The sequence below is a fragment of the Rahnella sp. BIGb0236 genome (genome assembly GCF_004364755.1).
Lineage (GTDB): Bacteria > Pseudomonadota > Gammaproteobacteria > Enterobacterales > Enterobacteriaceae > Rahnella > Rahnella victoriana.
Genome location: NZ_SOAO01000002.1, coordinates 585,617 through 612,415 on the forward strand (window position 1 = coordinate 585,617; position 26,799 = coordinate 612,415).

General features: G+C 53.5%; 26 protein-coding genes. 13 read left to right on the forward strand and 13 right to left on the reverse strand.

Annotated elements, in window-relative coordinates; translation table 11 throughout:
- The first annotated feature begins 1 nt into the window (after position 1).
- The 3 genes from cyoE (at position 2) to EDF78_RS06260 (ending at position 3,890) form a co-directional block, all read left to right on the forward strand.
- Positions 2–886 (forward strand): heme o synthase, encoded by an 885-nt coding sequence (gene cyoE / locus EDF78_RS06250; protein ID WP_119826790.1) that lies wholly within the window; start codon positions 2–4, stop codon positions 884–886.
- A gap of 172 nt (positions 887–1,058) precedes the next feature.
- Positions 1,059–2,423 (forward strand): MFS transporter, encoded by a 1,365-nt coding sequence (locus tag EDF78_RS06255; protein ID WP_133822741.1) that lies wholly within the window; start codon positions 1,059–1,061, stop codon positions 2,421–2,423.
- 168 nt (positions 2,424–2,591) lie between these two features.
- On the forward strand, positions 2,592–3,890 hold the full coding sequence (locus tag EDF78_RS06260; RefSeq protein ID WP_095925293.1) for a Gfo/Idh/MocA family oxidoreductase: 1,299 nt from the start codon (positions 2,592–2,594) through the stop codon (positions 3,888–3,890).
- 168 nt (positions 3,891–4,058) lie between these two features.
- On the opposite strand, the gene EDF78_RS06265 is transcribed toward EDF78_RS06260, so the two are convergent.
- Positions 4,059–4,550 (reverse strand): YajQ family cyclic di-GMP-binding protein, encoded by a 492-nt coding sequence (locus EDF78_RS06265; RefSeq protein WP_095924945.1) that lies wholly within the window; start codon positions 4,548–4,550, stop codon positions 4,059–4,061.
- A gap of 240 nt (positions 4,551–4,790) precedes the next feature.
- Between EDF78_RS06265 and panE the strand changes: the two genes are divergently transcribed.
- The gene (panE, locus tag EDF78_RS06270; RefSeq protein WP_133822742.1) at positions 4,791–5,702 is read left to right on the forward strand and encodes a 2-dehydropantoate 2-reductase; all 912 of its coding nucleotides are present in this window, start codon (positions 4,791–4,793) and stop codon (positions 5,700–5,702) included.
- Positions 5,665–6,273 (forward strand): protein deglycase YajL, encoded by a 609-nt coding sequence (yajL, locus tag EDF78_RS06275; protein ID WP_133822743.1) that lies wholly within the window; start codon positions 5,665–5,667, stop codon positions 6,271–6,273. Before panE ends, yajL begins: the two co-directional genes overlap by 38 nt.
- An 84-nt stretch (positions 6,274–6,357) precedes the next feature.
- On the opposite strand, the gene thiI is transcribed toward yajL, so the two are convergent.
- Positions 6,358–7,806, reverse strand: coding sequence for a tRNA uracil 4-sulfurtransferase ThiI (gene thiI / locus EDF78_RS06280; RefSeq protein ID WP_095924942.1), 1,449 nt, complete (start codon positions 7,804–7,806; stop codon positions 6,358–6,360).
- Positions 7,807–8,082: 276 nt separating this feature from the next.
- Between thiI and xseB the strand changes: the two genes are divergently transcribed.
- The 4 genes from xseB (at position 8,083) to EDF78_RS06300 (ending at position 12,299) form a co-directional block, all read left to right on the forward strand.
- Entirely contained in the window at positions 8,083–8,325 is a 243-nt protein-coding gene (gene xseB / locus EDF78_RS06285) for an exodeoxyribonuclease VII small subunit (protein ID WP_095924941.1), read from the forward strand.
- A gap of 5 nt (positions 8,326–8,330) precedes the next feature.
- Entirely contained in the window at positions 8,331–9,260 is a 930-nt protein-coding gene (gene ispA / locus EDF78_RS06290) for a (2E,6E)-farnesyl diphosphate synthase (RefSeq protein WP_095924940.1), read from the forward strand.
- Between the two features lie 18 nt (positions 9,261–9,278).
- Positions 9,279–11,141, forward strand: coding sequence for a 1-deoxy-D-xylulose-5-phosphate synthase (gene dxs / locus EDF78_RS06295; protein WP_095924939.1), 1,863 nt, complete (start codon positions 9,279–9,281; stop codon positions 11,139–11,141).
- 183 nt (positions 11,142–11,324) lie between these two features.
- Positions 11,325–12,299 (forward strand): aldo/keto reductase, encoded by a 975-nt coding sequence (locus EDF78_RS06300; RefSeq protein ID WP_133822744.1) that lies wholly within the window; start codon positions 11,325–11,327, stop codon positions 12,297–12,299.
- 69 nt (positions 12,300–12,368) lie between these two features.
- Here EDF78_RS06300 and pgpA read toward each other — a convergent pair whose 3' ends face one another.
- From pgpA to nrdR, 6 genes are all read right to left on the reverse strand, one after another.
- Entirely contained in the window at positions 12,369–12,863 is a 495-nt protein-coding gene (pgpA, locus tag EDF78_RS06305; protein WP_095925292.1) for a phosphatidylglycerophosphatase A, read from the reverse strand.
- Positions 12,864–12,925: 62 nt separating this feature from the next.
- Positions 12,926–13,912 (reverse strand): thiamine-phosphate kinase, encoded by a 987-nt coding sequence (gene thiL, locus EDF78_RS06310; protein ID WP_133822745.1) that lies wholly within the window; start codon positions 13,910–13,912, stop codon positions 12,926–12,928.
- Positions 13,913–14,076: 164 nt separating this feature from the next.
- A complete protein-coding gene (gene nusB, locus EDF78_RS06315) occupies positions 14,077–14,490 on the reverse strand; it encodes a transcription antitermination factor NusB (RefSeq protein WP_013576663.1) in 414 nt (137 codons plus the stop codon).
- 20 nt (positions 14,491–14,510) lie between these two features.
- A complete protein-coding gene (ribE, locus tag EDF78_RS06320; RefSeq protein WP_095924936.1) occupies positions 14,511–14,981 on the reverse strand; it encodes a 6,7-dimethyl-8-ribityllumazine synthase in 471 nt (156 codons plus the stop codon).
- A 123-nt stretch (positions 14,982–15,104) separates the two neighbouring features.
- A complete protein-coding gene (ribD, locus tag EDF78_RS06325; RefSeq protein WP_162928695.1) occupies positions 15,105–16,214 on the reverse strand; it encodes a bifunctional diaminohydroxyphosphoribosylaminopyrimidine deaminase/5-amino-6-(5-phosphoribosylamino)uracil reductase RibD in 1,110 nt (369 codons plus the stop codon).
- A 48-nt stretch (positions 16,215–16,262) separates the two neighbouring features.
- Entirely contained in the window at positions 16,263–16,712 is a 450-nt protein-coding gene (gene nrdR / locus EDF78_RS06330) for a transcriptional regulator NrdR (protein WP_015698341.1), read from the reverse strand.
- A gap of 160 nt (positions 16,713–16,872) precedes the next feature.
- Here nrdR and EDF78_RS06335 point away from each other — a divergent pair, with 160 nt between their 5' ends.
- A complete protein-coding gene (locus EDF78_RS06335; RefSeq protein WP_133822747.1) occupies positions 16,873–17,436 on the forward strand; it encodes a DUF3251 domain-containing protein in 564 nt (187 codons plus the stop codon).
- A 68-nt stretch (positions 17,437–17,504) separates the two neighbouring features.
- On the opposite strand, the gene secF is transcribed toward EDF78_RS06335, so the two are convergent.
- The 5 genes from secF to queA all read right to left on the reverse strand — a co-directional run bounded on the left by secF (position 17,505) and on the right by queA (position 23,164).
- Entirely contained in the window at positions 17,505–18,476 is a 972-nt protein-coding gene (secF, locus tag EDF78_RS06340) for a protein translocase subunit SecF (protein ID WP_095924933.1), read from the reverse strand.
- Between the two features lie 10 nt (positions 18,477–18,486).
- Positions 18,487–20,334, reverse strand: coding sequence for a protein translocase subunit SecD (secD, locus tag EDF78_RS06345; protein WP_119826807.1), 1,848 nt, complete (start codon positions 20,332–20,334; stop codon positions 18,487–18,489).
- Positions 20,335–20,361: 27 nt separating this feature from the next.
- A complete protein-coding gene (gene yajC / locus EDF78_RS06350; RefSeq protein WP_095924931.1) occupies positions 20,362–20,694 on the reverse strand; it encodes a preprotein translocase subunit YajC in 333 nt (110 codons plus the stop codon).
- A gap of 162 nt (positions 20,695–20,856) precedes the next feature.
- Positions 20,857–21,981, reverse strand: coding sequence for a tRNA guanosine(34) transglycosylase Tgt (gene tgt, locus EDF78_RS06355; protein WP_133822748.1), 1,125 nt, complete (start codon positions 21,979–21,981; stop codon positions 20,857–20,859).
- 112 nt (positions 21,982–22,093) lie between these two features.
- Complete coding sequence (gene queA, locus EDF78_RS06360; RefSeq protein ID WP_095924929.1) at positions 22,094–23,164, reverse strand: tRNA preQ1(34) S-adenosylmethionine ribosyltransferase-isomerase QueA; 1,071 nt, start codon at positions 23,162–23,164, stop codon at positions 22,094–22,096.
- Between the two features lie 134 nt (positions 23,165–23,298).
- On the opposite strand from queA, the gene EDF78_RS06365 reads away from it, so the two are divergent.
- The 3 genes from EDF78_RS06365 to ggt all read left to right on the forward strand — a co-directional run bounded on the left by EDF78_RS06365 (position 23,299) and on the right by ggt (position 26,714).
- Positions 23,299–23,880 (forward strand): ACP phosphodiesterase, encoded by a 582-nt coding sequence (locus EDF78_RS06365; protein ID WP_095924928.1) that lies wholly within the window; start codon positions 23,299–23,301, stop codon positions 23,878–23,880.
- A gap of 224 nt (positions 23,881–24,104) precedes the next feature.
- The gene (locus tag EDF78_RS06370; protein ID WP_095924927.1) at positions 24,105–24,707 is read left to right on the forward strand and encodes a peroxiredoxin C; all 603 of its coding nucleotides are present in this window, start codon (positions 24,105–24,107) and stop codon (positions 24,705–24,707) included.
- Between the two features lie 255 nt (positions 24,708–24,962).
- A complete protein-coding gene (gene ggt / locus EDF78_RS06375; RefSeq protein WP_133822749.1) occupies positions 24,963–26,714 on the forward strand; it encodes a gamma-glutamyltransferase in 1,752 nt (583 codons plus the stop codon).
- Positions 26,715–26,799: the final 85 nt, after the last annotated feature.

Consider the following 26,799-nt stretch of genomic DNA (forward strand, 5'->3'; position numbering starts at 1 on the left):
GATGATTAAGCAATACCTGCAAGTAACGAAACCAGGAATTATTTTCGGCAACTTAATTTCTGTCATCGGGGGATTTCTCCTTGCTGCCAAAGGCAGCATCGACTTCCCACTCTTTCTCGCCACTTTGGTGGGTGTTTCGCTGGTTGTCGCATCGGGTTGTGTATTTAACAACTTTATCGACCGCGACATCGACCGGATCATGGAAAGAACGAAGAACCGGGTCCTGGTGAAAGGGCTTATTCCGCCGAAAACAAGCCTGGTTTATGCGACCCTTCTGGGTATTGCAGGCTTTGCGCTGTTGTATATCGGAGCAAATCCGCTGGCCATGTGGCTGGCAGTGATGGGCTTTGTGGTTTATGTCGGCGTTTACAGCCTGTACATGAAACGCAACTCGGTATACGGCACGTTGATCGGCAGCTTGTCTGGCGCAGCGCCACCGGTTATTGGTTACTGTGCCGTTTCAGGCCAGTTCGATACCGGTGCGCTGATCCTGCTTCTGATTTTCAGCCTGTGGCAGATGCCCCATTCGTACGCGATTGCCATCTTCCGCTTCAAAGATTATCAGGCAGCAGGCATCCCGGTTCTGCCAGTGGTTAAAGGCATCTCCGTCGCCAAGCATCATATTATCGTCTACATTCTGGCGTTTATGATTGCGACACTGATGCTGACCCTGAGCGGTTACGCAGGTTACAAATACCTGATTGTTGCCGCTGCTGTCAGTATCTGGTGGCTGGGTATGGCACTGAAGGGTTACAAAACGGAAAACGACGTGTTGTGGGCGAGAAAGCTGTTTGGTTTCTCCATCATCACGATCATGTCGCTGAGCTTCATGATGTCCGTGGATTTTAATTCTGCACCGACATCGTTGCTGACCTACGTTTGGTAACGCAAACTTCCAGTGTAACTCACTGAGATCACAGCTAAAGGCCAGTAGCAATACTGGCCTTTTCTTTTGCTCCGTCTCACGGGCAAATCCCGTAATATCTGCTAAAGATCCATCGTTTTACCCAGGCCGGCTTAATCATTAAAATGTCGGATTGTTATTTTGAGGTAGTAATGTGAACGATAACCAGATGACCCCGCAGGAAAGTCGGGCGACATGGGGACTAGGGACAGTATTTTCTTTGCGCATGCTTGGCATGTTCATGGTTCTGCCGGTGCTGACCACCTATGGCATGAAATTATCCGGCGCCAGCGAAACGCTTATCGGCATCGCCATCGGCATTTACGGGCTGGCACAGGCTGTTTTCCAGATCCCATTTGGACTGCTTTCTGACCGCGTTGGCCGCAAACCACTGATCGTCTTCGGTCTGGTCATCTTCTGCATCGGCAGCATTGTGGCTGCTTCCACCGAATCTATCTGGGGCGTGATCATTGGTCGTGCCCTGCAAGGCTCCGGCGCGATTGCTGCCGCCGTGATGGCCCTGCTTTCTGACCTGACCCGCGAACAAAACCGCACCAAAGCGATGGCGTTTATCGGTATCAGTTTCGGTATTACCTTTGCGATTGCGATGGTGCTCGGGCCGATCATTACCCACGCCTGGGGTTTACACGCCCTGTTCTGGGCAATCGCCGCGCTGACCATTCTCGGCATCATCATTACCGTCGCCGTGGTCCCCTCCCCTGCCACGCATATCCTGAACCGTGAATCGAGCATGGTAAAAGGCAGTTTCGGCAAAGTGATGGGCAACCCCAAATTGCTGAAGCTGAATTTCGGCATTTTATGTCTGCACGTATTGCTGATGTCGAGCTTCGTGGTATTACCGCAAGTCATGGAACATGCGGGCTTCCCGCCGAGTGAGCACTGGCGCGTGTATCTGATCACCATGCTGACGTCATTCGTCGCGGTGATCCCGGTGATTATCTACGCCGAGAAAAAGCGTCACATGAAGCAGGTTTTCATGGGCTGCGTGGTGGTGTTGCTGCTGGCAGAAGTCGTGCTGTGGGCAGCGGGTCTGCATTTATGGGCCGTGATTGCCGGTATTCAGCTGTTCTTCCTGGCCTTCAATGTGATGGAAGCGATTCTGCCTTCGCTTATCAGTAAAGAATCGCCTGCGGGCTACAAAGGCACGGCGATGGGGCTTTACTCCACCAGCCAGTTTATCGGCGTAGCGATTGGCGGCAGCTTGGGCGGTTACGTCTACGGTCACGCCGGTGCCGGTGCGGTATTCCTGGTGTGTGCGGCGATTGCCATGGTCTGGCTGCTGGTCAGTTCCACCATGACCGAACCGCCGTATGTCAGCAGTCTGCGTATCACGTTATCTGAGCTGGCAGTGAAAGATTCCGCCCTGCAGGCGCGCATTCTCGCCCAGCCGGGCGTGGCAGAAGCGGTTGTCGTACCGGAAGAATTCAGTGCCTATGTGAAAGTAGATACCAAACAGACCAACCGCAAAGCACTCGAGCAACTGGTCAGCGCCGCCTGACATCTCCCTGCTTAAAAACGCTGTACCGGGAAACTGGCACAGCGTTTCATTTTTATCCCCACCGCGTGACCTCCCTCACTTAAAAAACCTCAATAATCATTATCCTCAGGAATTCCTTAACAAAAATTTTTGTCAGTGATGACGGCTTTCGGGCCTTTTGAGGATCTCATGAAAACATATGCTCTCGTTGGCACCGGCGGACGCTCGGGTTTATACATTGAAGCGATCACCGGCAAGTACCGCCACAACGCAAAATTTGTGGCCTTCTGTGATACAAACCAGACGCGAATGGATTATGCGAACCGGCAACTGGAGCAGAACGGCGTCGCCCCGGTATCCACCTGGAAAGCGTCTGATTTCAATGCGATGCTCGATGAAACTAAACCCGATATCGTGATTGTCACCAGCATGGATCGCACGCATGACGATTACATCGTTCGCGCCCTGCACGCCGGTTGCGACGTCATTACTGAAAAACCGATGACCATTGATGAGCCGCGAGCTTTGCGCATTCTCGATGCCGTCGATGCCACCGGCTATCAGGTGCGGGTAGCGTTCAATTACCGCTACGCCCCGCATCACAGCAAAATGCGCGAACTGCTGATGCAGGACACCATTGGCGAAGTGCTTTCCGTGCATTTTGAATGGCTGCTGAATACCGAACATGGCGCCGATTATTTCCGCCGCTGGCACCGCGAAAAACGAAATTCCGGCGGTCTGCTGGTGCATAAATCCACCCATCATTTTGACCTGATGAATTTCTGGCTCAACAGCACGCCGGAGAAAGTCTATGCCCAGGGCGATCTGCGTTTTTACGGTAAAGAGAATGCCGAGAAGCGGGGCGTCACTCAGTTTTATCCACGGGCGCATTGTTATCCGCAGGCACAGAACGATCCGTTTGCTCTGCATATGGCCGATAACGCCCAGCTAAAAGCGCTGTATCTGGATGCGGAGCATGAAGATAACTACTTCCGTGATCAGAGCGTATTCAGCGACGGTATCAGTATTGAGGACACGCTCTCGGTGCTGGTGAAATATCAGAACAAAGTGCAGCTGACCTATTCGCTGAACGCCTATCTGCCGTGGGAAGGTCTGAACGTGGTATTCAACGGCACCCGGGGCCGCATTGAAATGAAAATCGTCGAGATGTCTTACGTGAATGCCGGGGGCAAACGCGAAAACGAAGGCAGCATTGAGAAAGCCGAAATCACCGTTTATCCGTTATTTGCCGAACCCTGGAAGGCCGAATTCCAGCTGGGAGAAGGCGGTCACGGCGGCGGCGATAACGCCATGCTGGAGGATCTGTTTGGCGAACGTAAACACGATCCGTTACAACGCGCCGCCGATCACCGCGCCGGAGCGATGTCGATCCTGACCGGTATCGCCGGAAATCTGTCGATGCAGCATGATAAACCGGTTTACTTTAAAGACTTCGAACTGGTGAAAAGACTGCGCCAGCGGAAGTAACCGCCATAAAAAAGGGACGCATTTGCGTCCCGATCTTAATTGCAAAGAGCCAAGTAATTTGAGCTGCAGGAAGGCGGCAAATGAAGGAACCCGATGAGCTTACTGGAGTAAGTGATTCGGGTTACTGAATGCAGCCAACGCATCTGCAGTTCAAAGAACGAAGGCTATTTAGTCGCGGAAATTCTTGAACTGGAAGGGCTGGCCAAGATCACCTTTCTTAACCAGCGCCATCACGGCCTGCAAATCATCACGCGCTTTACCGGTGACGCGCACTTCGTCGCCCTGCACCTGCGCCTGCACTTTGATTTTACTGTCTTTGATCAGCTTGACGATTTTCTTCGCCAGCGCGGATTCAATGCCGGAATGCAGTTTGGCGTCAACGCTGTAGGTTTTACCGCTGTGATCCATCTGCTCAGGAATTTCCAGCGCCCCGCCTTCAATACCCCGTTTGGCCAGTTTCTCACGCAGAATATCGACCAGCTGGTTTACCTGAAAATCTGATTCGCTGGCCACTTTGATGCTCTCGTTTTTCTCATTGAGATCGAAGCTGGCAGGAATGTTGCGGAAATCCCAGCGGGTTTGCAGTTCACGGCTGGCATTTTCCACGGCATTGCGCACTTCCTGCATGTCGATTTCGGAAACAATGTCAAAAGACGGCATAATCGCTTCTCCCTGTAGTTTTTGTATTGCACGTTATATGGCGTGCATAATACCGCCTTCAACCGTCGATGCCAAACAACAGCAAAGCACCGAACATAAAATGCCCCGATGGTCAAAAAGTGCAGGTGAAAATGTGATGCGCAGCACAAATGTCTATACTAATAAGATAACCGGACAGCAGAATATTCTTTCTACAACCGGACTGGCCGGCGGATTTCGCCACAACTCCCGGGAGGCACAATGAAAATAACAGTACTGGGTTGCGGTGCACTGGGACAACTTTGGCTTTCTGCTCTTTATCAGCAAGGCCACGACGTTCAGGGCTGGGTGCGTATTCCGCAGCCTTTTTGTGCCGTCAACGTGATCTCACCGGAAGGCATGGCTTTCAACCGCAATATGCCGACTAACGACCCGGAACATCTGGCACAAAGCGAATTACTGCTGGTCACGCTCAAGGCGTGGCAGGTTTCCGGCGCGGTAAGCGCCCTGATGCCGATGCTCAATGATAACTGCGCCATATTATTGCTGCATAATGGCATGGGTACCATTGATGAGTTACCGGCGAACCGGCTGGCCATTTTACAGGGTGCCACGACCCACGCGGCACGTCATGAAGGCAACGCCATTGTCCATGTGGCGGCCGGTGCGACGCACATCGGGCCGGTGACACCGCGCGGTGCGGCACTGAGTTCGCTGGCCGACACGTTGCACAATGCCTTACCCGACGTGGCGTGGCATGACAACATTAAACCGTCGCTGTGGAACAAGCTGGCGGTGAACTGTGTCATCAATCCGCTGACTGCGTTGTACGACTGCACCAATGGTGATTTGCTGGCGTATGCCGGTCAGATTGAGCAGATCTGTCAGGAAGTCGCGCAGGTGATGGCGATTGAAGGCGTCGAAATCCACAGAGAATCATTGCTCAGCTTCGTCTATCAGGTGATTGATTCCACCTCCGCCAACCATTCGTCGATGTTGCAGGATATCCGCAACCAGCGTCATACCGAAATTGATTACATCACCGGCTATCTTCTGCGTCGCGGGCGCAAATTCGGCCTGCCCCTGCCGGTCAATACCCGCATATTTGAACAGATTAAGAAAAAGGAAAACGATTATGAGCGCATCGGTTCTGGTCTGCCTGGCACCTGGTAGCGAAGAAATTGAAGCCGTCACCGTGATTGATTTGCTGGTGCGGGCGGGCATTAACGTGACCACCGCCAGCGTCGCAGGCGACGGCAATCTGGAGATCCGCTGTTCTCGCGGCGTGCGTATTCTGGCTGATACTGCGCTGGTGGATGTGGCGGATGATGAATACGATGTGATCGTATTGCCCGGCGGCCTGGGCGGCGCGACCTGTTTCAGCGAAAGTCCGCTGCTGGTGGAAAAAGTCCGTCAGATGCACGTCAGCGGTAAAATTGTTGCGGCCATCTGCGCCGCGACTGCGCTGGTACTGGAATATCACGATTTATTCCCGGTCGGCAATATGACCGGTTTTCCGGGCTTAAAAGATAAAATCGACCCGAACAAATGGTCTGATCGCCGGGTGATCTTTGATCCGCGCGTCAATCTGCTGACCAGTCAGGGGCCGGGCACGGCGATGGAATTCGCCCTGAAGATTATCGATTTGTTGCTGGGCAAAGCCAAAGCCGCAGAGATTGCCGCACAGCTGGTGCTCGCGCCGGGAATTTATAACTATACCGATGAAGGCGCACGGGAATCCTGAGCCACAAGATCCCGACAATAATTTGAGCAAACAAAAAGGGGCTCAGCATTGCTGAACCCCTTTTTTATATATAAGGACCGCGTGTTACGGGCGATACACTTTCACGTTATCGAAGCCCTGTTCTTTCAGATACAGCGCCTGCAAACGGCTCATTACGCCACGGTCGCAATACAACAGATACGTTTTGCTCTGGTCCAGATCGCCAAACTGCGTCGCCAGCTTGTAGAATGCTAACGGTTTCACTTCGACGTTTTCCAGTGCCAGCGGCTGCGCTTCCACTTCATCCGGTGCGCGCACATCCAGAACGATGTCAGTTGAAGTGAACTCCGCGACGGTTTCCACTTCCGGCACCACTTCTGCCGCCTGGGTGGCAATTTCACGGATATCGACGTTTCGCGCTTCGCTGACCACTTTATCCAGCACATTGAAATCGAACATGGCTTCTTCGGCTTCAATCTTCGCTTTCACCGCTTTCACCGTCGGGCTTTTCGAAATCACACCGCAATATTCCGGCATGGTTTTCGCAAAATCTTCCGTACCGATCTCACGGGCAATCTTAATGATGTGCTCTTTATCGTGAGAAATCAGCGGGCGCAGGATCAGCGTGTCAGAAACGTTATCAATCAGACGCAGGTTGGTCAGCGTCTGGCTGGAAACCTGTCCCAGCGCTTCGCCGGTCACCAGCGCCTGCACGCCATAACGCTCAGCAATGGCTGACGCCGCACGCACCATCATGCGTTTCAGCACCACGCCCATCTGACCGTCTTCGATTTTTTCGAGGATTTCACCCACGACCGGCTCAAAATCCACGGCGATAAAACGCACACGGTGCGAGCTGCCAAACCGGTTCCACAGATAATGCGCGACCTGTTTCACACCGATTTCATGCGCCGCACCACCGAGGTTAAAGAAGCAGTAATGCACACGACAGCCGCGACGCATCAGCATATAACTGGATACGCCGGAGTCGAAACCGCCGGAAATCAGTGACAGTACATCTTCCTGCGTGCCAATCGGGTAACCGCCCTGACCTTCGAGACGGCTTTTCACCAGCACCAGCTGATCGTCATTAATTTCCAGTTTCACCGTCACCTGCGGATCTTTCAGGCTGACTTTTGCCGATTCGATGTGCTGATTCAGGCCGCCGCCGACGTAACGTTCCACTTCCGTGGACGTGAAGTCATGTTTACCGCGACGTTTAACACGCACGCAGAAGGTTTTCCCTTCCACTTCAGCACGATAGGCTTCCAGCGTTTGTTCGAAAATGTGGTGAACATCAGTATAAGGACGGTCTTCCACTTCCTCGACATAACGGATGCCGGGAATGCGACAGAGCAATTCCTGGATCAGGTCGTGTTTGCTTTCGTCTTTGCTGCGAACTTCGATATGATCCCAGTGGCGGACCACGGCCAGTGTCTCATCATGCGGTCGCACGATATTGCGAATGCTGCTTGAGAGGATCTTAATGAAGCGCAAACGCACAGATTGGCTCTTGATGGTGATTTCAGGGAACAATTTAATGATAAACTTCATGGCAGTCTTTTGTTAGCGGGTGAAAAAACGGGGTAGTAAGTCGCTGAATAAGGATCTAGGATCCTATTATTGCTAAGCCAAATGTTGGTTCTGTGTCACATTGGGCTTAGCAATAATATCTGCGGCGCAGAGTATATCACTTAAAATGGGTACTCTGTGCACAAAACCCGACAGCAGATGTCATGCTGAACAGGAATGTCTCTTGAGGCTGAGCGCCGACTCTGCCGCCTCAGTACTTCGATCATCCATTCTGATCAACGATATTAAAAGAGAATTATGCCAAAAAAATCTGCACCACCTGCCAATTTTGAAACGGCTCTGGCCGAACTGGAACAGATCGTTTCCCGCCTCGAATCCGGCGAGTTGCCTCTGGAAGAGGCTCTCACTGAATTTGAGCAAGGCGTCCAGCTGGCACGTCAGGGGCAACAAAAGCTGCAACAGGCAGAGCAACGCGTCCAGATCCTGCTCGACAGTGATAACGATGCGCCGCTGACGCCTTTCACCCCGGAAGCTGAGTAACTGGCATGTCTGAAGCGATCTCTCCCTCTTCCATCGACGGGTTTACGCGCGAACTGCGCACGATGCAAAAGCGTGTCGATGAGGCATTAACGGCATATGTCAGCACCCAGCCGCTGGCAGACTTGCCACTGGTTGAGGCCATGCGCTACGGTGCGCTGCTGGGCGGAAAACGCCTGCGCCCGTATCTGGTTTACGCCAGCGGCCAGTTATTCAGCCTTGATTTGAAAAATCTTGATGCCCCGGCGGCGGCTGTGGAATGCATCCACGCGTATTCACTGATCCACGATGATTTACCGGCCATGGACGACGACGATTTGCGCCGTGGTCAGCCAACCTGTCACATTAAATTTGGCGAAGCCAATGCGATTCTGGCGGGCGATGCCCTGCAGACCCTGGCTTTCTCCATTCTGGCTGACAGCGAGATGCCGGATGTCGCGGTGAAAGATCGTCTGGCGATGGTTTCCGAACTGGCACGCGCCAGCGGAGCAAGCGGAATGTGCGGCGGTCAGGCACTGGATTTAGCGGCGGAAGGTCATCAGGTTGATCTCGCCGCACTGGAAAAAATTCATCGTCACAAAACCGGTGCGCTGATCCGCGCTGCCGTGCGCATGGGCGCGCTGGCTGCCGGGGAAACCGGCCGTGCCGTTTTACCGATACTGGATAACTACGCTCAGGCCATTGGCTTAGCGTTCCAGGTTCAGGACGATATTCTGGATGTAATAGGTGATACCGCCACGCTCGGTAAACGTCAGGGCGCTGATCAGCAGCTTGGTAAAAGCACGTACCCTGCCCTGCTGGGGCTGGACGGTGCAAAAGCCAAGGCCGCGGATCTGTATCAGGAAGCCGTTGCCGCGCTGGATCAGCTCGCGGCACGCTCTTACAACACCGCGCCACTTCTCGCGTTAGCCCGCTTTGTCATTGAACGCGATAATTAAACTTACTATGAGCAACTGATGAGTCTTGAATTAGCCAAATACCCGACACTGGCGCTGGCGGAGGATCCTGAAGATCTCCGTTCGCTCCCTAAAGAGAGCCTGCCGAGGCTCTGCGATGAGCTGCGCCAATATTTATTGGCCAGCGTCAGCCAGTCCAGCGGACACTTTGCTTCCGGTCTCGGGACGGTTGAACTGACCGTGGCGATGCATTACGTCTATAACACGCCGTTTGACCACGTTGTCTGGGATGTCGGCCATCAGGCCTATCCGCACAAAATTCTCACCGGTCGCCGTGATCGTATTTCGACTATCCGCCAGAAAGGCGGCCTGCACCCGTTCCCGTGGCGTGGTGAAAGCGAATACGACACGCTGTCCGTCGGTCACTCATCGACGTCCATCAGTGCCGGTCTGGGCATGGCCGTGGCGGCTGAACGTGAAGGCAAAGGCCGCCGCACCGTCTGTGTGATTGGTGACGGCGCGATCACCGCCGGTATGGCGTTTGAAGCGATGAACCACGCGGGCGACATCAAACCTGACATGCTGGTGATCCTCAACGACAACGAGATGTCGATTTCAGAAAACGTCGGCGCGCTGAACAATCATCTGGCACAACTGTTGTCCGGCAAACTCTATTCACGCCTGCGTGAAGGCGGTAAGAAAGTCCTGTCCGGCCTGCCTCCGATCAAAGAGCTGGTACGCCGCACCGAAGAACATCTGAAAGGCATGATGGTGCCGGGGACGTTGTTTGAAGAGCTCGGCTTCAACTATATCGGGCCGGTAGACGGTCATGACGTGATGGCGCTGGCGCAGACACTGAAAAACATGCGCGACCTGAAAGGCCCGCAGTTACTGCATATCATGACCAGAAAAGGCAAAGGCTACGAGCCAGCCGAAAAAGATCCGATCAGTTTCCATGCGGTGCCGAAATTCGATCCGGCTTCCGGTACCCTGCCGAAAAGCAAAGAAGGTCTGCCAACGTATTCGAAGATTTTCGGAGACTGGTTGTGCGAAACCGCCGCGAAAGACAGCAAGCTGATGGCGGTGACGCCCGCGATGCGTGAAGGCTCAGGTATGGTGCGTTTCTCGCGCGAATACCCGCAGCAATATTTCGATGTGGCGATTGCCGAGCAACACGCCGTGACCTTTGCCGCCGGTCTGGCGATTGGCGGGTACAAGCCGATCGTGGCGATCTACTCGACGTTCCTGCAACGTGCGTATGATCAGGTTATTCACGACGTGGCGATCCAGAATCTGCCGGTGCTGTTTGCGATCGATCGCGGTGGCATTGTCGGCGCGGACGGACAAACGCATCAGGGCGCGTTCGATCTCTCCTTCCTGCGCTGTATCCCGAACATGACCATCATGACGCCTAGCGATGAAAATGAATGTCGCCAGATGCTGCATACCGGTTATCACCACAACAGCGGGCCGGTTGCCGTGCGTTATCCGCGTGGCAACGGGACGGGCGCGAGTTGTGAACCGCTGGCTTCATTGCCTATAGGCAAAGGCGTGGTGCGCCGTGAAGGCGAAAAAGTCGCTATTCTTAACTTCGGGACATTGTTACCTGAAGCCCTGGCGGCAGCGGAAAAACGCAATGCCACCGTCGTGGATATGCGCTTTGTGAAACCGCTGGATGAAGCGTTAATTCAGGAACTGGCTGCCAGTCATGAAGTGCTGGTGACACTGGAAGAAAACGCCATCATGGGCGGTGCGGGCAGCGGCGTGAATGAACTGCTGATGTCTAAACGTATTCTGGTGCCGGTGCTGAATATCGGTCTGGCGGACAGCTTTGTTCCGCAAGGCACACAGGAAGAAATTCGTCACGATGTCGGCCTGGATGCCGAAGGCATTGACCGCCAGATCACCGACTGGCTGGCCTGATTGTTCCCCCCTCTTTCTGCCTGAAAGAGGGGATTTTCCTCTCTGATTTCCTTCTCTGTCACACGTTCCTGCCGTTCTGTAAGCTACAGTTATAGCGTGCTAACCATTTTCATCATGTTCTGCTAGTTTGGTTATCGATTAAAAACAATCAGATAGCCACACAAACCGCAATGGAGAAATGCTATGCAATACACCACATTGGGAAAAACCGGATTAAAAGTTTCGAAGCTGTGTCTGGGTTGTATGACGTTTGGCGAACCGGATCGCGGCACGCACGCCTGGACTCTGCCGGAAGAGAGCAGCCGCCCGATCATTCAGCAAGCGCTGGATGCCGGGATCGATTTCTTTGATACGGCCAACAGCTATTCTGACGGCAGCAGTGAGGAAATCGTCGGTCGCGCCCTCCGGGATTTCGCGAAACGCGATGACATTGTCGTGGCGACCAAAGTGTACAACGCTGTTACCGGCTTAAAACCGGGACTTTCCCGCGCCTCGATTATGCAATCCATCGACGACAGTCTGCGCCGTCTCGGCATGGAGTATGTCGACCTGCTGCAAATCCATCGCTGGGATTACGACACACCGATTGAAGAGACGCTGGAAGCACTGAATGACGTCGTGAAAGCGGGTAAAGCGCGCTTTATTGGCGCGTCATCAATGCACGCCCATCAGTTTAAACAGGCTCTGGATGTCTCTGAGCAAAACGGCTGGGCAAGTTTTGTGTCGATGCAGGATCAATACAATCTGATCCAGCGTGAAGAAGAAAATGAAATGTATCCGCTGTGTCTGGAAAAGAACATTGCGGTATTGCCGTGGAGCCCGCTGGCGCGCGGTAAACTGACCCGTCCGTGGGGAGAAACTACCGCACGTTCGGTTTCTGATAATTTCGCCAAAACGCTGTATGACGCCACCGATGAGGCCGACGGGAAAATCGCCGAGCGAGTGGGGAAAATCGCGGAAGATCATGGCGTACCGCGTGCGCAAATCGCACTGGCGTGGATCCTGAGCAAACATGTGGTGACCGCGCCAATCATTGGTGCTTCCCGCCCTGCTCATCTGGAAGATGCTATCGCGGCACTGGAGGTTAAACTCTCTGTTGAGGAGATCGCCGAGCTGGAAATGGCTTACGTGCCGCATCAGGCGACCGGTTTCCAGTAATATCAGATCGTAAAAAAGGCGTTGTCAGGGAAACCCGGCAACGCCTTTTTGATGACTTTCTGACACGGATCAGAACAGACCCAGCGGCCAGTGATGCCCGATCAGATAGATAATCGCCGCACCCAGTACACCGGCTACCACGTCATCAATCATGATGCCCATTCCGCCCTGCACGTTACGGTCAAACCAGCGGATCGGCCAGGGTTTCCAGATATCCAGCACGCGGAAAACGATAAAACCGATTAATACCCAGCGCCAGTCATTCACCGGGATCGCCATCAGGGTGATCCACATACCGACAAATTCATCCCAGACAATACTGCCGTGATCATGCACCCGCATGTCGCGTGCTGTCTGGCGGCACAGATATACCCCGATACAAATACTGAACATGACGATCATGGAATAGACCTGCCACGGCAGGTAGGTCATGACAATCCAGAACGGGATCGCGGCGACCGAGCCTGCGGTACCGGGGCCGACAGGGAATAAACCGCTGCCAAAACCGGTGGCCAGTAAATGCCACGGATTGCGTAAATCCAGACGTTTTTTGGCGGCGGCCATGTCCTGAACCGGATCACCGGTTTTTCCTTTGTACCCTGCCGGGCGTTTTTTACGGCCTATATTCACAACAGTTCCTCTCCGGCAAAGTGGTCAAACCCATGCCATTCCAGTTCCACCGGTACGCCTGAACGCATAAACTTGATCCCTTCTGAAAGCGGCGCAATCTGACCGACACAGGTAAAGTCGATGCCCAGATGGCTCAGCGCCGCGTCCACCGCGCCCCGGTTAATTTCCGGCACCGTGAAGCAAAGTTCATAGTCCTCACCCCCGGTCAGTGCCCATTTCAGCGCCTGCTCAGGGTCGGTGACCTGCGTTAACGCAGCCGATAACGGGAGGGTATCCAGATCGAGCCGTGCACCGCATTCGCTGGCATTCAGTATATGTTTAAGATCGGAAATCAGCCCGTCAGACAGATCGATAGCGGATGTCGCTAAATCGCGCAGCGCCTGCCCCTGCAGAACACGCGGCGTAGGGCGCAGATGACGTTTGAGCAAGAATTCACGCGTATCGGTATCGGCCACGCTCAGCTGTTCCAGCAGAATGGCCAGCCCTGCGGCACTGTCACCGAGCGTTCCGGTGACGAAGATCCAGTCGCCAATTCCAGCGCCAGAGCGGGTTAAGGCACGGCCCGCGGGCACCAGACCCTGAATGGTTAACGTCATGCTCAGCGGGCCGCGTGTGGTGTCGCCGCCAATCAGCTGCATGCCGTAATAATTGAGCTGTTCAAACAGACTGTCGCTGAATGCCTGCAACCAGTCGGTGTTCACTTCCGGCAACGTCAGTGCCAGTGAAACCCAGGCCGGATCCGCGCCCATGGCGGCCAGATCGCTCAGGTTAACCGCCAGGGCTTTATAGCCCAGATCGGCCGGTGAAATCGTTTTGAGAAAATGGATGCCTTCAACAAGAGTATCGGTGCTGACTGCTAATAGCTGCTTCTCGCCAACCGTCAGTAAGGCACAATCATCACCAATGCCCAAATGCACATCCTGTCGGGCGGTTCTGAACCGGTTAAAGTAGCGAGTGATAACATCAAATTCGCCGCATGCCATAGTACATTTCCAAATCGTTAGAATGACTTAAGGCCGGAAATCCGGCCTTAAGAAGGGTGTCACACAAAGGATAAACAGGGTGACATCACCAGATTATCAACAGAGCCAGAAATCAGCCAAAATGACTGTCGCCATTTGTGACCGGGGCTGACTCTTTTTGACGATCACTTTTTACGAATATGCGGACCTGCTTTATCCAGCACACCGTTGACGAACTTGTGGCTGTCTTCGGCGCCGAAGGTTTTCGCCAGCTCGATCGCTTCGTTGATCGCCACTTTGTAAGGAACGTCCTGGCGTTTGCTCAGCTCAAACAGAGCCAGACGCAAAATCGCTCTTTCCACCTGGCCCAGTTCATCCAGCTGGCGGGACAGGTATGGCGCCATCAGTGCGTCAAGTTTCTCAGCACTGTTTGCTACACCAGCCAGCAGTTCGCGGAAATAGGCAATGTCTACGTCTTTGACATCCTGCTCGGTCAGGAATTCTAATTCAACATCGGCGATGTCATTTTTCGACAACTGCCAGGAGTAAAGCGCCTGAACGGCACATTCACGGGCGCGGCGACGAGCAGCAGGTTTCACGGATTTCCCCTTAACTAGATTCAGGCCTTAATAGCCTTGATAACATTAATCATTTCAAGCGCGGTCAGTGCAGCTTCTGCACCTTTGTTACCGGCTTTTGTCCCTGCGCGTTCGATGGCTTGTTCAATGCTTTCTGTGGTCAGCACACCAAAGGCAACCGGGATTTCGCTGTTCATGGCAACGCTGGACAGGCCAGAGCTGCATTCGCCCGCTACAAATTCAAAGTGGGCAGTGCCCCCGCGGATCACGGTGCCAAGTGCAACCACCGCGTCAAACTTACCGCTTTCAGCCAGTGCACGGGTTGCCAGAGGCAATTCGTATGCGCCAGGGACCCAGACTACGGTGATGTTGTCATCGCTGACCTGACCAATACGTTTCAACGCATCAACAGCACCGGAAAGCAGGCTGTCGTTGATAAAATTGTTAAAACGAGCAATCGCGATCGCTACGCGCGCGTTAGGCGTGGCTACAACACCTTCGATAACGTTCATAGTTTTCCTTAAAGTGGGTTCAGGAGTTTCTCAACCCCAGCCGCAGGGGGGCGGATTCTATCATAAAATTACCCTGTCTGGACATGCGCTTTTAAAGCCATTCCGCAGGGAGGAGTAAAATTCTCAGTACACTGGTTTCAGGCGCAAACGTAAATCCGGGCCAACCTGACGGATATCGCTGAAAACGAATTCCGGCGCATCAGCCAGATGTTGCAGCCCGGGCAGGTCACACAGCGCGCGGCCATTATTACCCAATAACTTAGGCGCCATATAAACGATTAATTCATCAACCAGACCGGCTTGTAATAAGGCACCCGCCAGTTGAGCACCCGCTTCGACCCAGATGGCGTTTATCTGACGTTTCGCCAGCTGCATCATCAGCAGAACCAGATCAATACGGTTATCGCGCTCAGCCACACGCCATTGTTCGACAGACTCCGGCCAGATCTGATTATCTGTTTCCAGCCGTGCCAGCAACACCTCACCGGGCAGATTCACCAGCTGATGCTGTGGCGTCACACGGTTCTGACTGTCGAGAATAATGCGCAGCGGCTGGCGCAGATTATCCTCGGGATAAATTGCCTGTACGTCGCTGCCCAGTTCGCTCCAGCGCACATTCAGTGACGGATTATCCGCCAGCACGGTGGCACTGGTGCTGAGTATCGCCGAGCTTTCGGCACGAAAACGCTGAACATCCGCACGGGCCGCCGCCGAGGTGATCCACTGACTTTCGCCAGAGGCCATCGCCGTCCGGCCATCCAGAGACGCGCCCATTTTAAGCTGCACGTAAGGAAAACCGGTGCGCATGCGTTTCAGGAAACCCAGATTCACCGCTTCGGCCTGCGGATGCATCAGCCCGTGGCTGACATCCACGCCGTTTTGTTTGAGGCGGTATAACCCGCGCCCCGCCACTTCTGGATTAGGATCCTGCATCGCGGCGACCACGCGGGTGATACCCGCTGCCAGCAACGCATCGGCACAAGGCGGCGTGCGCCCGTGGTGGCTGCAAGGCTCCAGCGTCACATACGCTGTCGCCCCTTTCGCTTTCTCACCGGCCATGCGCAAGGCGTGGACTTCGGCATGCGGTTCACCGGCACGCAAATGATAGCCTTCACCGACAATTTCGCCATTCAATACAATGACACAACCGACATTCGGATTCGGGGTGGTGGTAAAACGCCCGCGACGCGCCAGTTCGAAAGCGCGCGCCATATAGCGTTCATCGGAATGCAATTCAGCAGATTGTGGTTCAGCAGGCTGTCCGGGCAACATCAACTTTCCTCAGTCCTGAAGGCGGGCGATCTCTTCACCAAATTCACGGATATCTTCGAAGCTGCGATACACCGACGCGAAACGGATATAGGCGACTTTATCCAGCCCCTTCAGGGCATCCATCACCAGATTGCCAATCATTTTGGCAGGGATCTCACGTTCACCGGTCGCGCGTAATTGTGACTTAATGTGGCTGATGGCGGTTTCCACGTCATCAGAACTGACAGGGCGTTTTTCCAGTGCTTTCAGGAATCCGCCGCGTAGTTTGTCTTCGTTGAAGGGTTCACGGACTTCATTGCTTTTAATGACGCGCGGCATCACCAGTTCCGCCACTTCAAAGGTGGTGAAACGTTCATGGCACACCAGGCACTGACGGCGACGGCGAACCTGCGATCCGTCGCCTACCAGGCGGGAATCGATGACTTTAGTATCAACAGCGGCACAAAATGGGCAATGCATAGCACTTCCTGATCGCGAACTCAATTGGACATTAGTTTAACCCGAAGTGTGCCGACAACAAAGGCTGTCGCTACTTTCATCGACATCGGGTTAAACTTAGTTATCGATATGGGTGCCCGGACGGAATGTTTCAACGGGCAGATGAAAGGAAGTCTCTGATATGACTAAACACCCGCGCCTGTTACTGGCCTGCGCTGCGTTTGTCAGCCTGACGGGCTGTGCGACGCAAAACTCACCAATGCCCGAGCTGAAAACGGAAGTCGGCCAGCTGAATCAAAAGCTGCAACGCCTGACTGATTTAGCCACCGCGCTGGAGCAACAAACCACCCTCAACCGCCAGTCAAATAATGGTGTCTATTTGTTACCGGCGGCCAAAAGTGCCGCGCTGCTGAAAAGTGACATCGGCGAGCTCAGTGTTCAGCTGACCCGCGTTGCGCCGGATGCCAGCGGTGTCCAGGCGGTGCTGGAAATCAAAAACAACGCCGGTCAGCCATTGCCGCCGTTTACCGCGTCAGTCAGCTGGGGACAGCTGGATCCGGTGACCGGCAAACCGCTGACCGTCGACATGCAAACCCAGACCATTACCGTGGAACCCGATCTGCTGCCGGGGCCGCTGAAAACCGTCGAAGTGAAGTTTAATCAGGTGACGGTGGATACGCTGGGGTTCGTTCATCTGCATAATATCGTGGCGATCCCGCAGACGCAGCCCGTCGTCGCGCCGTGAGCACAACGAACCGCAGATAAAAAAAAACCCCGCAATGCGGGGTTTTTTATGGCTTTCACACGGGTAGCTTAAGGAAGAATTGAAGGCTGATCGGCGCCTTCTTTTTCCACTTTTTGCTGCAACATGTGTTCACGCTTCATGCCCAGTTTCAGAGCCAGCGCGGACGCCACGTAAATCGATGAAGCCGTACCGATTGAAACACCAATCAACATGGTCAGTGAGAAACCACTCAGCAATGCACCACCAAACAAATACAGCATCAGGATCACGACTAACGTGGTACCGGATGTGATTAATGTTCTGTGCAACGTCTGAGTCAACGACACGTTAAAGATTTCGTAAGGCGTTCCGCGACGGATCTTGCGGAAGTTCTCACGAATACGGTCCGATACGACGATGCTGTCGTTAAGCGAGTAACCGATAACCGACATCAACGATGCGACAATGGTCAGGTCAACCTCGATATGGAACAACGAGAGCACACCCATGGTGATCACAACGTCGTGAGCCAGCGCGATAACCACACCGGCTGCCAGACGCCACTCGAAGCGGAAACCGACGTAAACCAAGATAGCGATCAATGCCACTAACAGTGCCATAGCACCATTTTGCGCCAAATCGGCCCCTACGCTTGGCCCCACGAACTCGATACGTTTTACCAGAGCATTCTGGCTGGTCGTTTCGTTAATCACGCTAAGAACTTTAGCACCCAGTTCCTGGCCGCCTGTTTCACCCTTAGTCGGTGGCATACGAACCATGATGTCACGGCTGCTACCAAAATTCTGTACCAGCGGTTCTGCAAAGCCTGCTTTCTCAAGCGAAGCGCGCATCACGTCCAAATCCGCAGGTTTTTCCAGCGAGATTTCAATGACCGTACCGCCGGTGAAATCCAGACCCCAGTTGAAACCTTTCACACCGATAATGGCGATAGAAAGGATCAACAGGAAACCAGAGATACCGAAAGCCCAGTAATCCCAGCGCATAAAGTCATAGACTCTACGGCCGTGGTTTAATTGTTCAACAGTATATTCCTGTGCCACAACGCACTCCTCAGATAGACAGCTTTTTGATGCGCTTGCCGCCGTACAACAGATTTACGAGGGCACGGGTACCGACGATTGCGGTAAACATGGACGTCGCTACACCAATACCGGTTGTAATCGCAAAGCCTTTAATTGCCCCGGTGCCGACGGCATACAGGATGATGACCTTGATTAGCGTCGTGACGTTGGCATCAAAAATGGAGCTGAACGCGCCTTTGTAACCTTCATCAATAGCCTGCTGTACTGTACGTCCGTTACTAAGTTCTTCTTTAATACGTTCGTTAATCAGTACGTTGGCATCAACCGCTACGGCAAGGGTTAATACGATACCCGCTATACCCGGCATGGTGAGTGTTGCCCCTGGTATCAGAGACATGATCCCAACAATAAGCACCAGGTTAGCAATCAGCGCAGAGGTCGCAATCAGGCCAAACTTCTTATAGAAGAACAGCATGAAGATAATTGAGACCACAAGTCCTGCCAGACAGGCTTCCAGACCTTGCTTGATATTTTCCATCCCTAAGGTCGGGCCGATGGTGCGTTCTTCAACAATCTGAATTGGCGCGATCAACGCCCCGGCACGCAGCAGCAGAGAGAGCTGACGGGCTTCATTCGGATCGTTCACCCCGGTGATACGGAAGCTGTTACCCAGACGTGACTGAATAGTCGCCACGTTGATGACTTCTTCCTGTTTCGCCAGAATCGAACGGCCATTGGCATCTTTCTTACCGCTGTCTTTGTACTCCACAAACAGGGTCGCCATCGGTTTGCCGATGTTGTCCTTGGTGAAGTTAGACATGGCGTTACCGCCAGCGCTGTCGAGAGAGATGTTAACCTGCGGCTGATTGTATTCATCCATACTGGATGTGGAATCAGTGATGTGGTCACCGGTCAGGATCACGCGCTTGTACAGCACAACCGGACGGCCATCACGCATGTTTTTCACTTCACTGTCACCCGGTACACGACCGGTCGCGGCAGTTGAAGCATCCACATTGGTGTTAACCAGACGGAATTCCAGTGTCGCAGTCGCGCCTAAGATTTCTTTGGCACGCGCAGTATCCTGAATACCCGGCAGCTCAACCACGATACGGTCAGCACCCTGACGCTGTACCAGCGGCTCGGCGACACCCAGTTGGTTAACACGGTTACGCAGGATGGTGATGTTTTGCTGAACGGCATACTCGCGAGCTTCACTCAGGCGAGCATCAGTCATCACCACTTTGACGGCATTGTCGCCGCTGTTGGTGATCACTAAATCGCGGTGACGTGGGCTCAGGTAGCTGACCGCAGAATCACGGGTAGCAGCATCGCGGAAACGCACTTCAACGCCATAGTTGTCGAGCTTACGCACCGTGGCATAAGGAATATTCTTGTCGCGCAGATCACTGCGCATATTGTCCATCGTTTGTTCTTGCAGCTTGGTTAACGCGGTATCCATATCCACTTCCATCAGGAAGTGCACACCACCACGTAAATCGAGGCCCAGCTTCATCGGCTCAGCGCCCAGCATACTCAACCAGCGCGGCGTTGCCGGTGCAAGGTTCAGTGCAATAACAAACTTATCGCCCAGCGCTTCAGTCAGCGCTTCACGTGCACGAAGTTGTACATCCGTGTCTTTGAAACGGGCAAGAATAGCGCCATTCTCCAGAGCAACTGATTTGATCTGGATTTTGCTTTGATCTAATACATTACGGACTTGGTCCAGCGTTGCTTCACTGGCGTCGGAACCCCGAGCACCAGTGATTTGAACAGCCGGATCCTCACCATAAAGGTTGGGAAGTGCATAAAGCAGCCCGACGATGATCACGACGATCAACATCAGATACTTCCACGCAGGATAACGGTTTAACACGGCAGTTCCCTTCGGGAAAATCGAAAATTAGATAGACTTAATCGTGCCTTTTGGCAGAACAGCTGCCACGAAGTCACGTTTAATCATCACTTCGTTAGTGTCGTTCAGTGCGATAACCACGTAGCCGGTTTCGGATACTTTGGTTACGCGACCGATCAGGCCACCGCTGGTCATAACTTCATCACCTTTACCGATAGAGTCCATCAGTTTTTTGTGTTCTTTCGTACGTTTCTGCTGCGGGCGCAAGATCATGAAATAGAAAATCAGACCAAAGACCACCAGCATGATGACCAGAGAGTAAGGACTTCCCTGTGACGGTGCGCCGGTCGCTGCGACTGCATCGGAAATGAAAAGACTCATTTAACTTCCCTCATTGTTGTTGTGAAGCAAATTGATGTAAAACTAACCCGGGATCCGACCCGGAGTCTGGCGATGAAACGTCTCGCACAATACCCCATAATGCCGGCCCAAGAAATTATAAAATCGGCACCCCCTTTCGAAGATGCCGACGCGAGAAAGAAATCAGAAGTTTAAAGGCGGAACCGGTTTGCCTTTACGCTCATAGAAGTCTGTCACAAACGCGTCTAATTTACCCTCTTCGATAGCCTGACGTAAACCGGCCATCAGACGCTGGTAATAGCGCAGATTGTGGATCGTATTCAGCCGCGCACCCAGAATTTCGTTGCAACGGTCGAGATGATGCAAGTAGGCACGGCTATAATTGCGACATGTGTAGCAATCACAGTGCTCGTCGAGCGTTGACGTGTCATCTTTATGCTTCGCATTTCGGATTTTCACGATACCGTCGGTCACGAAAAGATGACCATTGCGCGCATTGCGCGTTGGCATCACGCAGTCGAACATGTCGATGCCGCGACGTACGCCTTCCACCAGATCTTCCGGTTTACCGACGCCCATCAGATAACGAGGTTTGTCTTCCGGAATTTGCGGACAAACGTGCTCCAGAATACGGTGCATGTCTTCCTTAGGCTCGCCGACTGCCAGGCCGCCCACAGCGTAACCATCAAAGCCGATATCTACCAGCCCTTTTAATGATGCATCTCGTAAATCTTCGTAAACGCTTCCCTGAATAATCCCGAACAAAGCATTCTTATTATTCAATTCGTTGAAGCGATCGCGGCTGCGTTTTGCCCAGCGCAAAGACATCTCCATCGAGCGTTTTGCGTAATCCCAGTCAGCAGGATATGGCGTACATTCGTCGAAGATCATCACGATGTCGGAGCCCAGATCGTTTTGGATCTCCATGGATTTTTCCGGGCTCAGGAAGACCGGATCACCGTTGATCGGGTTGCGGAAATGCACACCCTCTTCTTTGATTTTACGCATCGCACCCAGGCTGAACACCTGGAAGCCGCCGGAATCGGTGAGGATCGGACCGTGCCAGTTCATGAAATCGTGCAGGTCGCCATGCAGTTTCATGATCTCCTGACCCGGGCGCAGCCACAGGTGGAAAGTGTTGCCCAGTAAAATCTGTGCGCCGGTCTCTTTCACTTCTTCCGGGGTCATGCCTTTTACGGTGCCGTAAGTGCCCACCGGCATAAATGCCGGCGTCTCGACCACGCCACGTTCAAAGACCAGACGCCCGCGGCGTGCGCGGCCATCGGTAGTGCTTAATTCGTACTTCACATTGCCTCCAGCATCAGAGAAACAGTCTGATGAGGTTAAGTCCGTGGCATGACGCCCGGAAAAGAAAGCCCGGATGCACCGAGTGCGACCGGGCCGGTAGTTACAAAAATCGTTACTGGCCGACCACTTCCTGCGGCGCCAGCGGGTTACGGTTGATGAACATCGCATCGCCATAACTGAAGAAACGGTACTGCTCTGCGACGGCCTGATGATAGGCATTCATCGTATTTTTATAGCCGGCAAACGCCGACACCAGCATGATCAGCGTTGATTCAGGCAGGTGGAAATTGGTGATCAGGGAATCAATCACCTGATAGTGATAGCCCGGATAAATGAAAATCTTGGTATCGCCAAAGAACGGCGCAATCAGCGCATCTTCACTGGCCTTGGCCGCGCTTTCCAGCGAACGCACAGACGTGGTGCCTACGGCGACGACTTTATTCCCGCGCGCTTTACAGGCCAGGACGGCATCCACCACGTCCTGAGGCACTTCGGCATACTCCGCGTGCATGATGTGGTCTTCGATGGTGTCCACGCGAACTGGCTGGAACGTCCCGGCGCCCACGTGCAGCGTGACGAAAGCAAATTCCACACCTTTCGCTTTCAGCGCATCCATCAGTGGCTCATCGAAATGCAGGCCAGCGGTGGGCGCGGCTACCGCACCCGGACGTTCGCTGTACACGGTCTGATACAGTTCACGGTCTGCATCTTCATCGGGACGATCAATATACGGCGGCAGCGGCATATGGCCGATTTCGTTGAGCAGAGTAAAGACATCACGGTCTTCATTAAATTCCAGCTCGAACAACGTATCGTGGCGCGCCACCATCGTGGCTTTAATGTCTTCTTTATCACCGAGCAGCAGTTCAGCACCCGGTTTTGGCGATTTGGACGCACGCACATGCGCCAGTACGCGGTGCGAATCAAGCACACGCTCAACCAGCACTTCAATTTTACCGCCGCTGACCTTACGGCCAAACACGCGGGCCGGGATCACGCGGGTATTGTTGAATACCAGCAAATCGCCGGGATGAATTTTATCGAGAATGTCGGTGAACACGCCGTGCGTTAACTCACCGCCCGGCCCGTCCAGAGACAACAAACGACAGCCGCTGCGCTGGGTCTGCGGATAGCGGGCAATCAGGGATTCAGGGAGTTCAAAAGAAAAATCGGCAACACGCATGGCTTTTCACTTCACTTAACGACAAAAACAGGCGGCTTAGTCTAGTGGGACGGGGCATCCCCTGCAAGCATCTGCGTCAATAAAGGCATCCGCTGCCCTGTCAGAGATCAACTTTCCTGCGTTATACTTCGCGAATGAATTTTTTAGCCCATCTCCATCTGGCTTCTTTAGCCGGAAGCTCGCTGACCGGCAACCTGCTGGCAGACTTCGTTCGCGGCAATCCTGACGGTCAGTTTTCTGCTGAAATCGTCAGTGGCATCCGCATGCACCGTCGCGTAGATACCATGACCGATGCGCTGCCGGAAGTGAAAATTGCCCGCAGCTATTTTCGTGAGGATTTTCGCCGCGTCGCGCCGATCACCCTTGATGTCGTCTGGGATCACTTTCTCTCACGTCACTGGTCCACCCTTCATCCTCAGCAATCGCTGGAAGATTTTCTTGAGGCCTGCCAGCAGGAAATCGAACCGCAGTTGCCTGACATGCCGGAACGTTTCCAAAATCTGAATGCGTATTTATGGCCGGAACGCTGGATGGAACGGTATGCCGCGCTGCCTTTTATCGGCAATGTGTTACGCGGTATGGCTAACCGGCGACCAAAGCTGAGCGCGCTGACCGGCTCATTTCATGATATCGAACTCAATTACGACGCCCTGGAGCAACTGTTCTGGCAGTTTTATCCGGTCATGATGCAACAGGCCAAAGACCGCCAGCTCTGAAACATCCGGCGAATTTTGTGAAATACGCCACATTTCCCTGCAAAACAAAAGGTTGTTGTTAAAGAAGTATGAGACTTACTTCAAAGACTGATAGCCGGATGCTATCTGATTGATTGGTGCGATGGGGTTTATTCACCCGAGGGTTGCCCCTATACTGGCAGTCGTTTTGTTCACCCTTCCTTCTCACCTACGACGCCCGTAAGGGTTTCATAAGGAGTAATATTATGGTTCTGGTAACTCGTCCAGCCCCTGACTTCACCGCAGCAGCAGTTCTCGGTAGCGGCGAAGTAGTTGAAAACTTCAACTTCAAAAAACACACTGCAGGCAAACCTACTGTTATCTTCTTCTGGCCAATGGACTTCACTTTCGTTTGTCCTTCTGAGCTGATCGCTTTCGATCACCGTTACGAAGAATTCCAGAAACGTGGCGTAGAAGTTGTCGGTGTGTCCTTCGACTCTGAGTTCGTTCACAACGCATGGCGTAACACTCCGGTAGAGAAAGGCGGTATCGGTCCTGTTAAATACGCAATGGTTGCTGACATCAAACGCGAAATCCAGAAAGCCTACGGTATCGAACATCCGGACGCTGGCGTTGCACTGCGCGGCTCTTTCCTGATCGACAAAGAAGGCGTTGTTCGTCACCAGGTAGTGAACGATCTGCCACTGGGTCGTAACATCGACGAAATGCTGCGTATGGTTGACGCGCTGCAATTCCACGAAGAGCACGGCGAAGTGTGCCCGGCTCAGTGGGAAAAAGGCAAAAAAGGTATGGGCGCATCTCCGGACGGCGTGGCTAAATACCTGACAGAAAACGCATCAAACCTGTAATCCCTTCACGGATGTAAAGGTCAATAACGGTCAGCCTCGCTGGCCGTTTTTTTTGCCTGCCATCCGGCACGATCACATTTTCCCCTTCCCGCTCCTCGTGTTGCCTCTTTTGCGTCTACGCTGAAAACGGTCTGACCGCGTCATTCTGGCGTGCTGATTGCATAAACATTGTCGGACTGAAATCACAAAAAAGCGTTACCACACAATAACCTGAAGGTTATGACTCATAAGACAGGGTAATAAACAGGAGCCCCTATGTTACGGAAATCACTCATCGCGCTGGCCATGCTGACCAGTCTCCCGCTGTACGCCGCGTCGAATCCTGCGGTTGAAGCCAAAAACGGCATGGTCGTCACCTCGCAATATCTGGCCTCTCAGGTCGGCGTGGATATTCTGAAAATGGGCGGCAATGCCATCGATGCTGCCGTGGCCGTTGGCTATGCGCAGGCGGTCGTCAACCCATGCTGTGGCAATATCGGCGGCGGAGGCTTCATGACGGTGCATCTTGCTGATGGCAAGGACACATTCATCAACTTCCGCGAAACTGCCCCGGCGGCGGCCAGCGCCAATATGTATCTGGATGCCGACGGCAACGTGAAAAAAGGTGCCAGCCTGTACGGCTATCTCGCCGCAGGCGTGCCGGGTACCGTGTTGGGCATGGATACCGTGCAAAAGGAATACGGCAAACTGACGCGTCAGCAGGTGATGGGACCGGCGATTAAACTCGCCCGTCAGGGCTTTGTACTGACCCGCGCCGATACCGATATTCTCGATACCACGGTGAAACGCTTCAAAGAAGACCCTGAAACCGCGCGTATTTTCCTGCGTAAAGACGGCAGTCCGCTGCAACCTGGCGACAAACTGGTGCAAACCGATTTAGCCAACACGCTGGAATCCATTTCTCAACACGGACCGGATGCGTTCTACAAAGGCAATATCCCGGCGGCGGTGGAAGCGGCCTCCAAAAAAGGCGGCGGCATCCTGACAGCGGCAGATTTTGCGAACTATAAAGTCACCGAAGACACACCGATTTCCTGCAGCTATCGCGGGTATAAATTCGTCTCAGCGCCCCCGCCAAGCTCCGGCGGTGTGACGATGTGTGAAATTCTCAATATTGTCGAAGGCTATGACCTGAAAAGCATGGGCTTCAACTCCGCGGCTTCGATTCACGTCCTCACCGAAGCCATGCGTCATGCCTATATGGACCGCAATACCTATCTCGGCGATCCGGAATTTGTGAAAAACCCGATCGACCGTCTGGTCAGTAAAAGCTATGCCGATGAAATCCGTAAGAAAATAGAAGCGGATAAAGCCACGCCGTCCACGGCGGTTCAGCCGGGTATGGAACCGCACGAGAAGCCGGAAACCACGCATTATTCTATTGTCGATAACCTGGGCAACGCCGTGTCCACCACTTATACGGTCAATGGCCGCTTTGGTTCGGTGGTGATTGCGCCGGGTACCGGTTTCTTCCTCAATGACGAAATGGATGATTTCACCACCAAAGTCGGCGAGAAAAACCTCTACGGTCTGGTGCAGGGAACCAAAAATGCCATCGCCCCCGGTAAGCGCCCACTATCGTCTATGAGCCCGAGTCTGGTGACCAAAGACGGTAAGATCTTCATGGTGCTGGGTTCGCCGGGCGGTTCACGCATTATCACCATCACCTTGCAGGCGGCGCTGAATGTCATTGATTACGGCATGGCACCACAGGAAGCGGTCGATGCGCCGCGTATTCACCATCAGTGGCTGCCGGATGAAGTGTATTACGAGCAGCGCGGCGTTTCTCAGGACAGCCTGAACATCCTGCAGAAGATGGGTTACAAAATGGTTGAACAGACGCCGTGGGGCGCGACAGAGCTGATTATGGTGGGATTACCGGGGGCTGCTGGCGTGACATCAGCGAACTCAGGCAATGACTCTGCGGTGTCCGGCAAGGTTCGCGAAGGTTATCTGTATGGCGCGAATGATGTGCGACGCCCCGCTGGTGCCGCCATCGGTTATTAACCGCCATCCTTCGGGCTGTCTCTGCGTTGCCGCCTTGATATAGCCCGAACGAGTGGGTTAATAAAATGTATAAACAGCAAAAAGC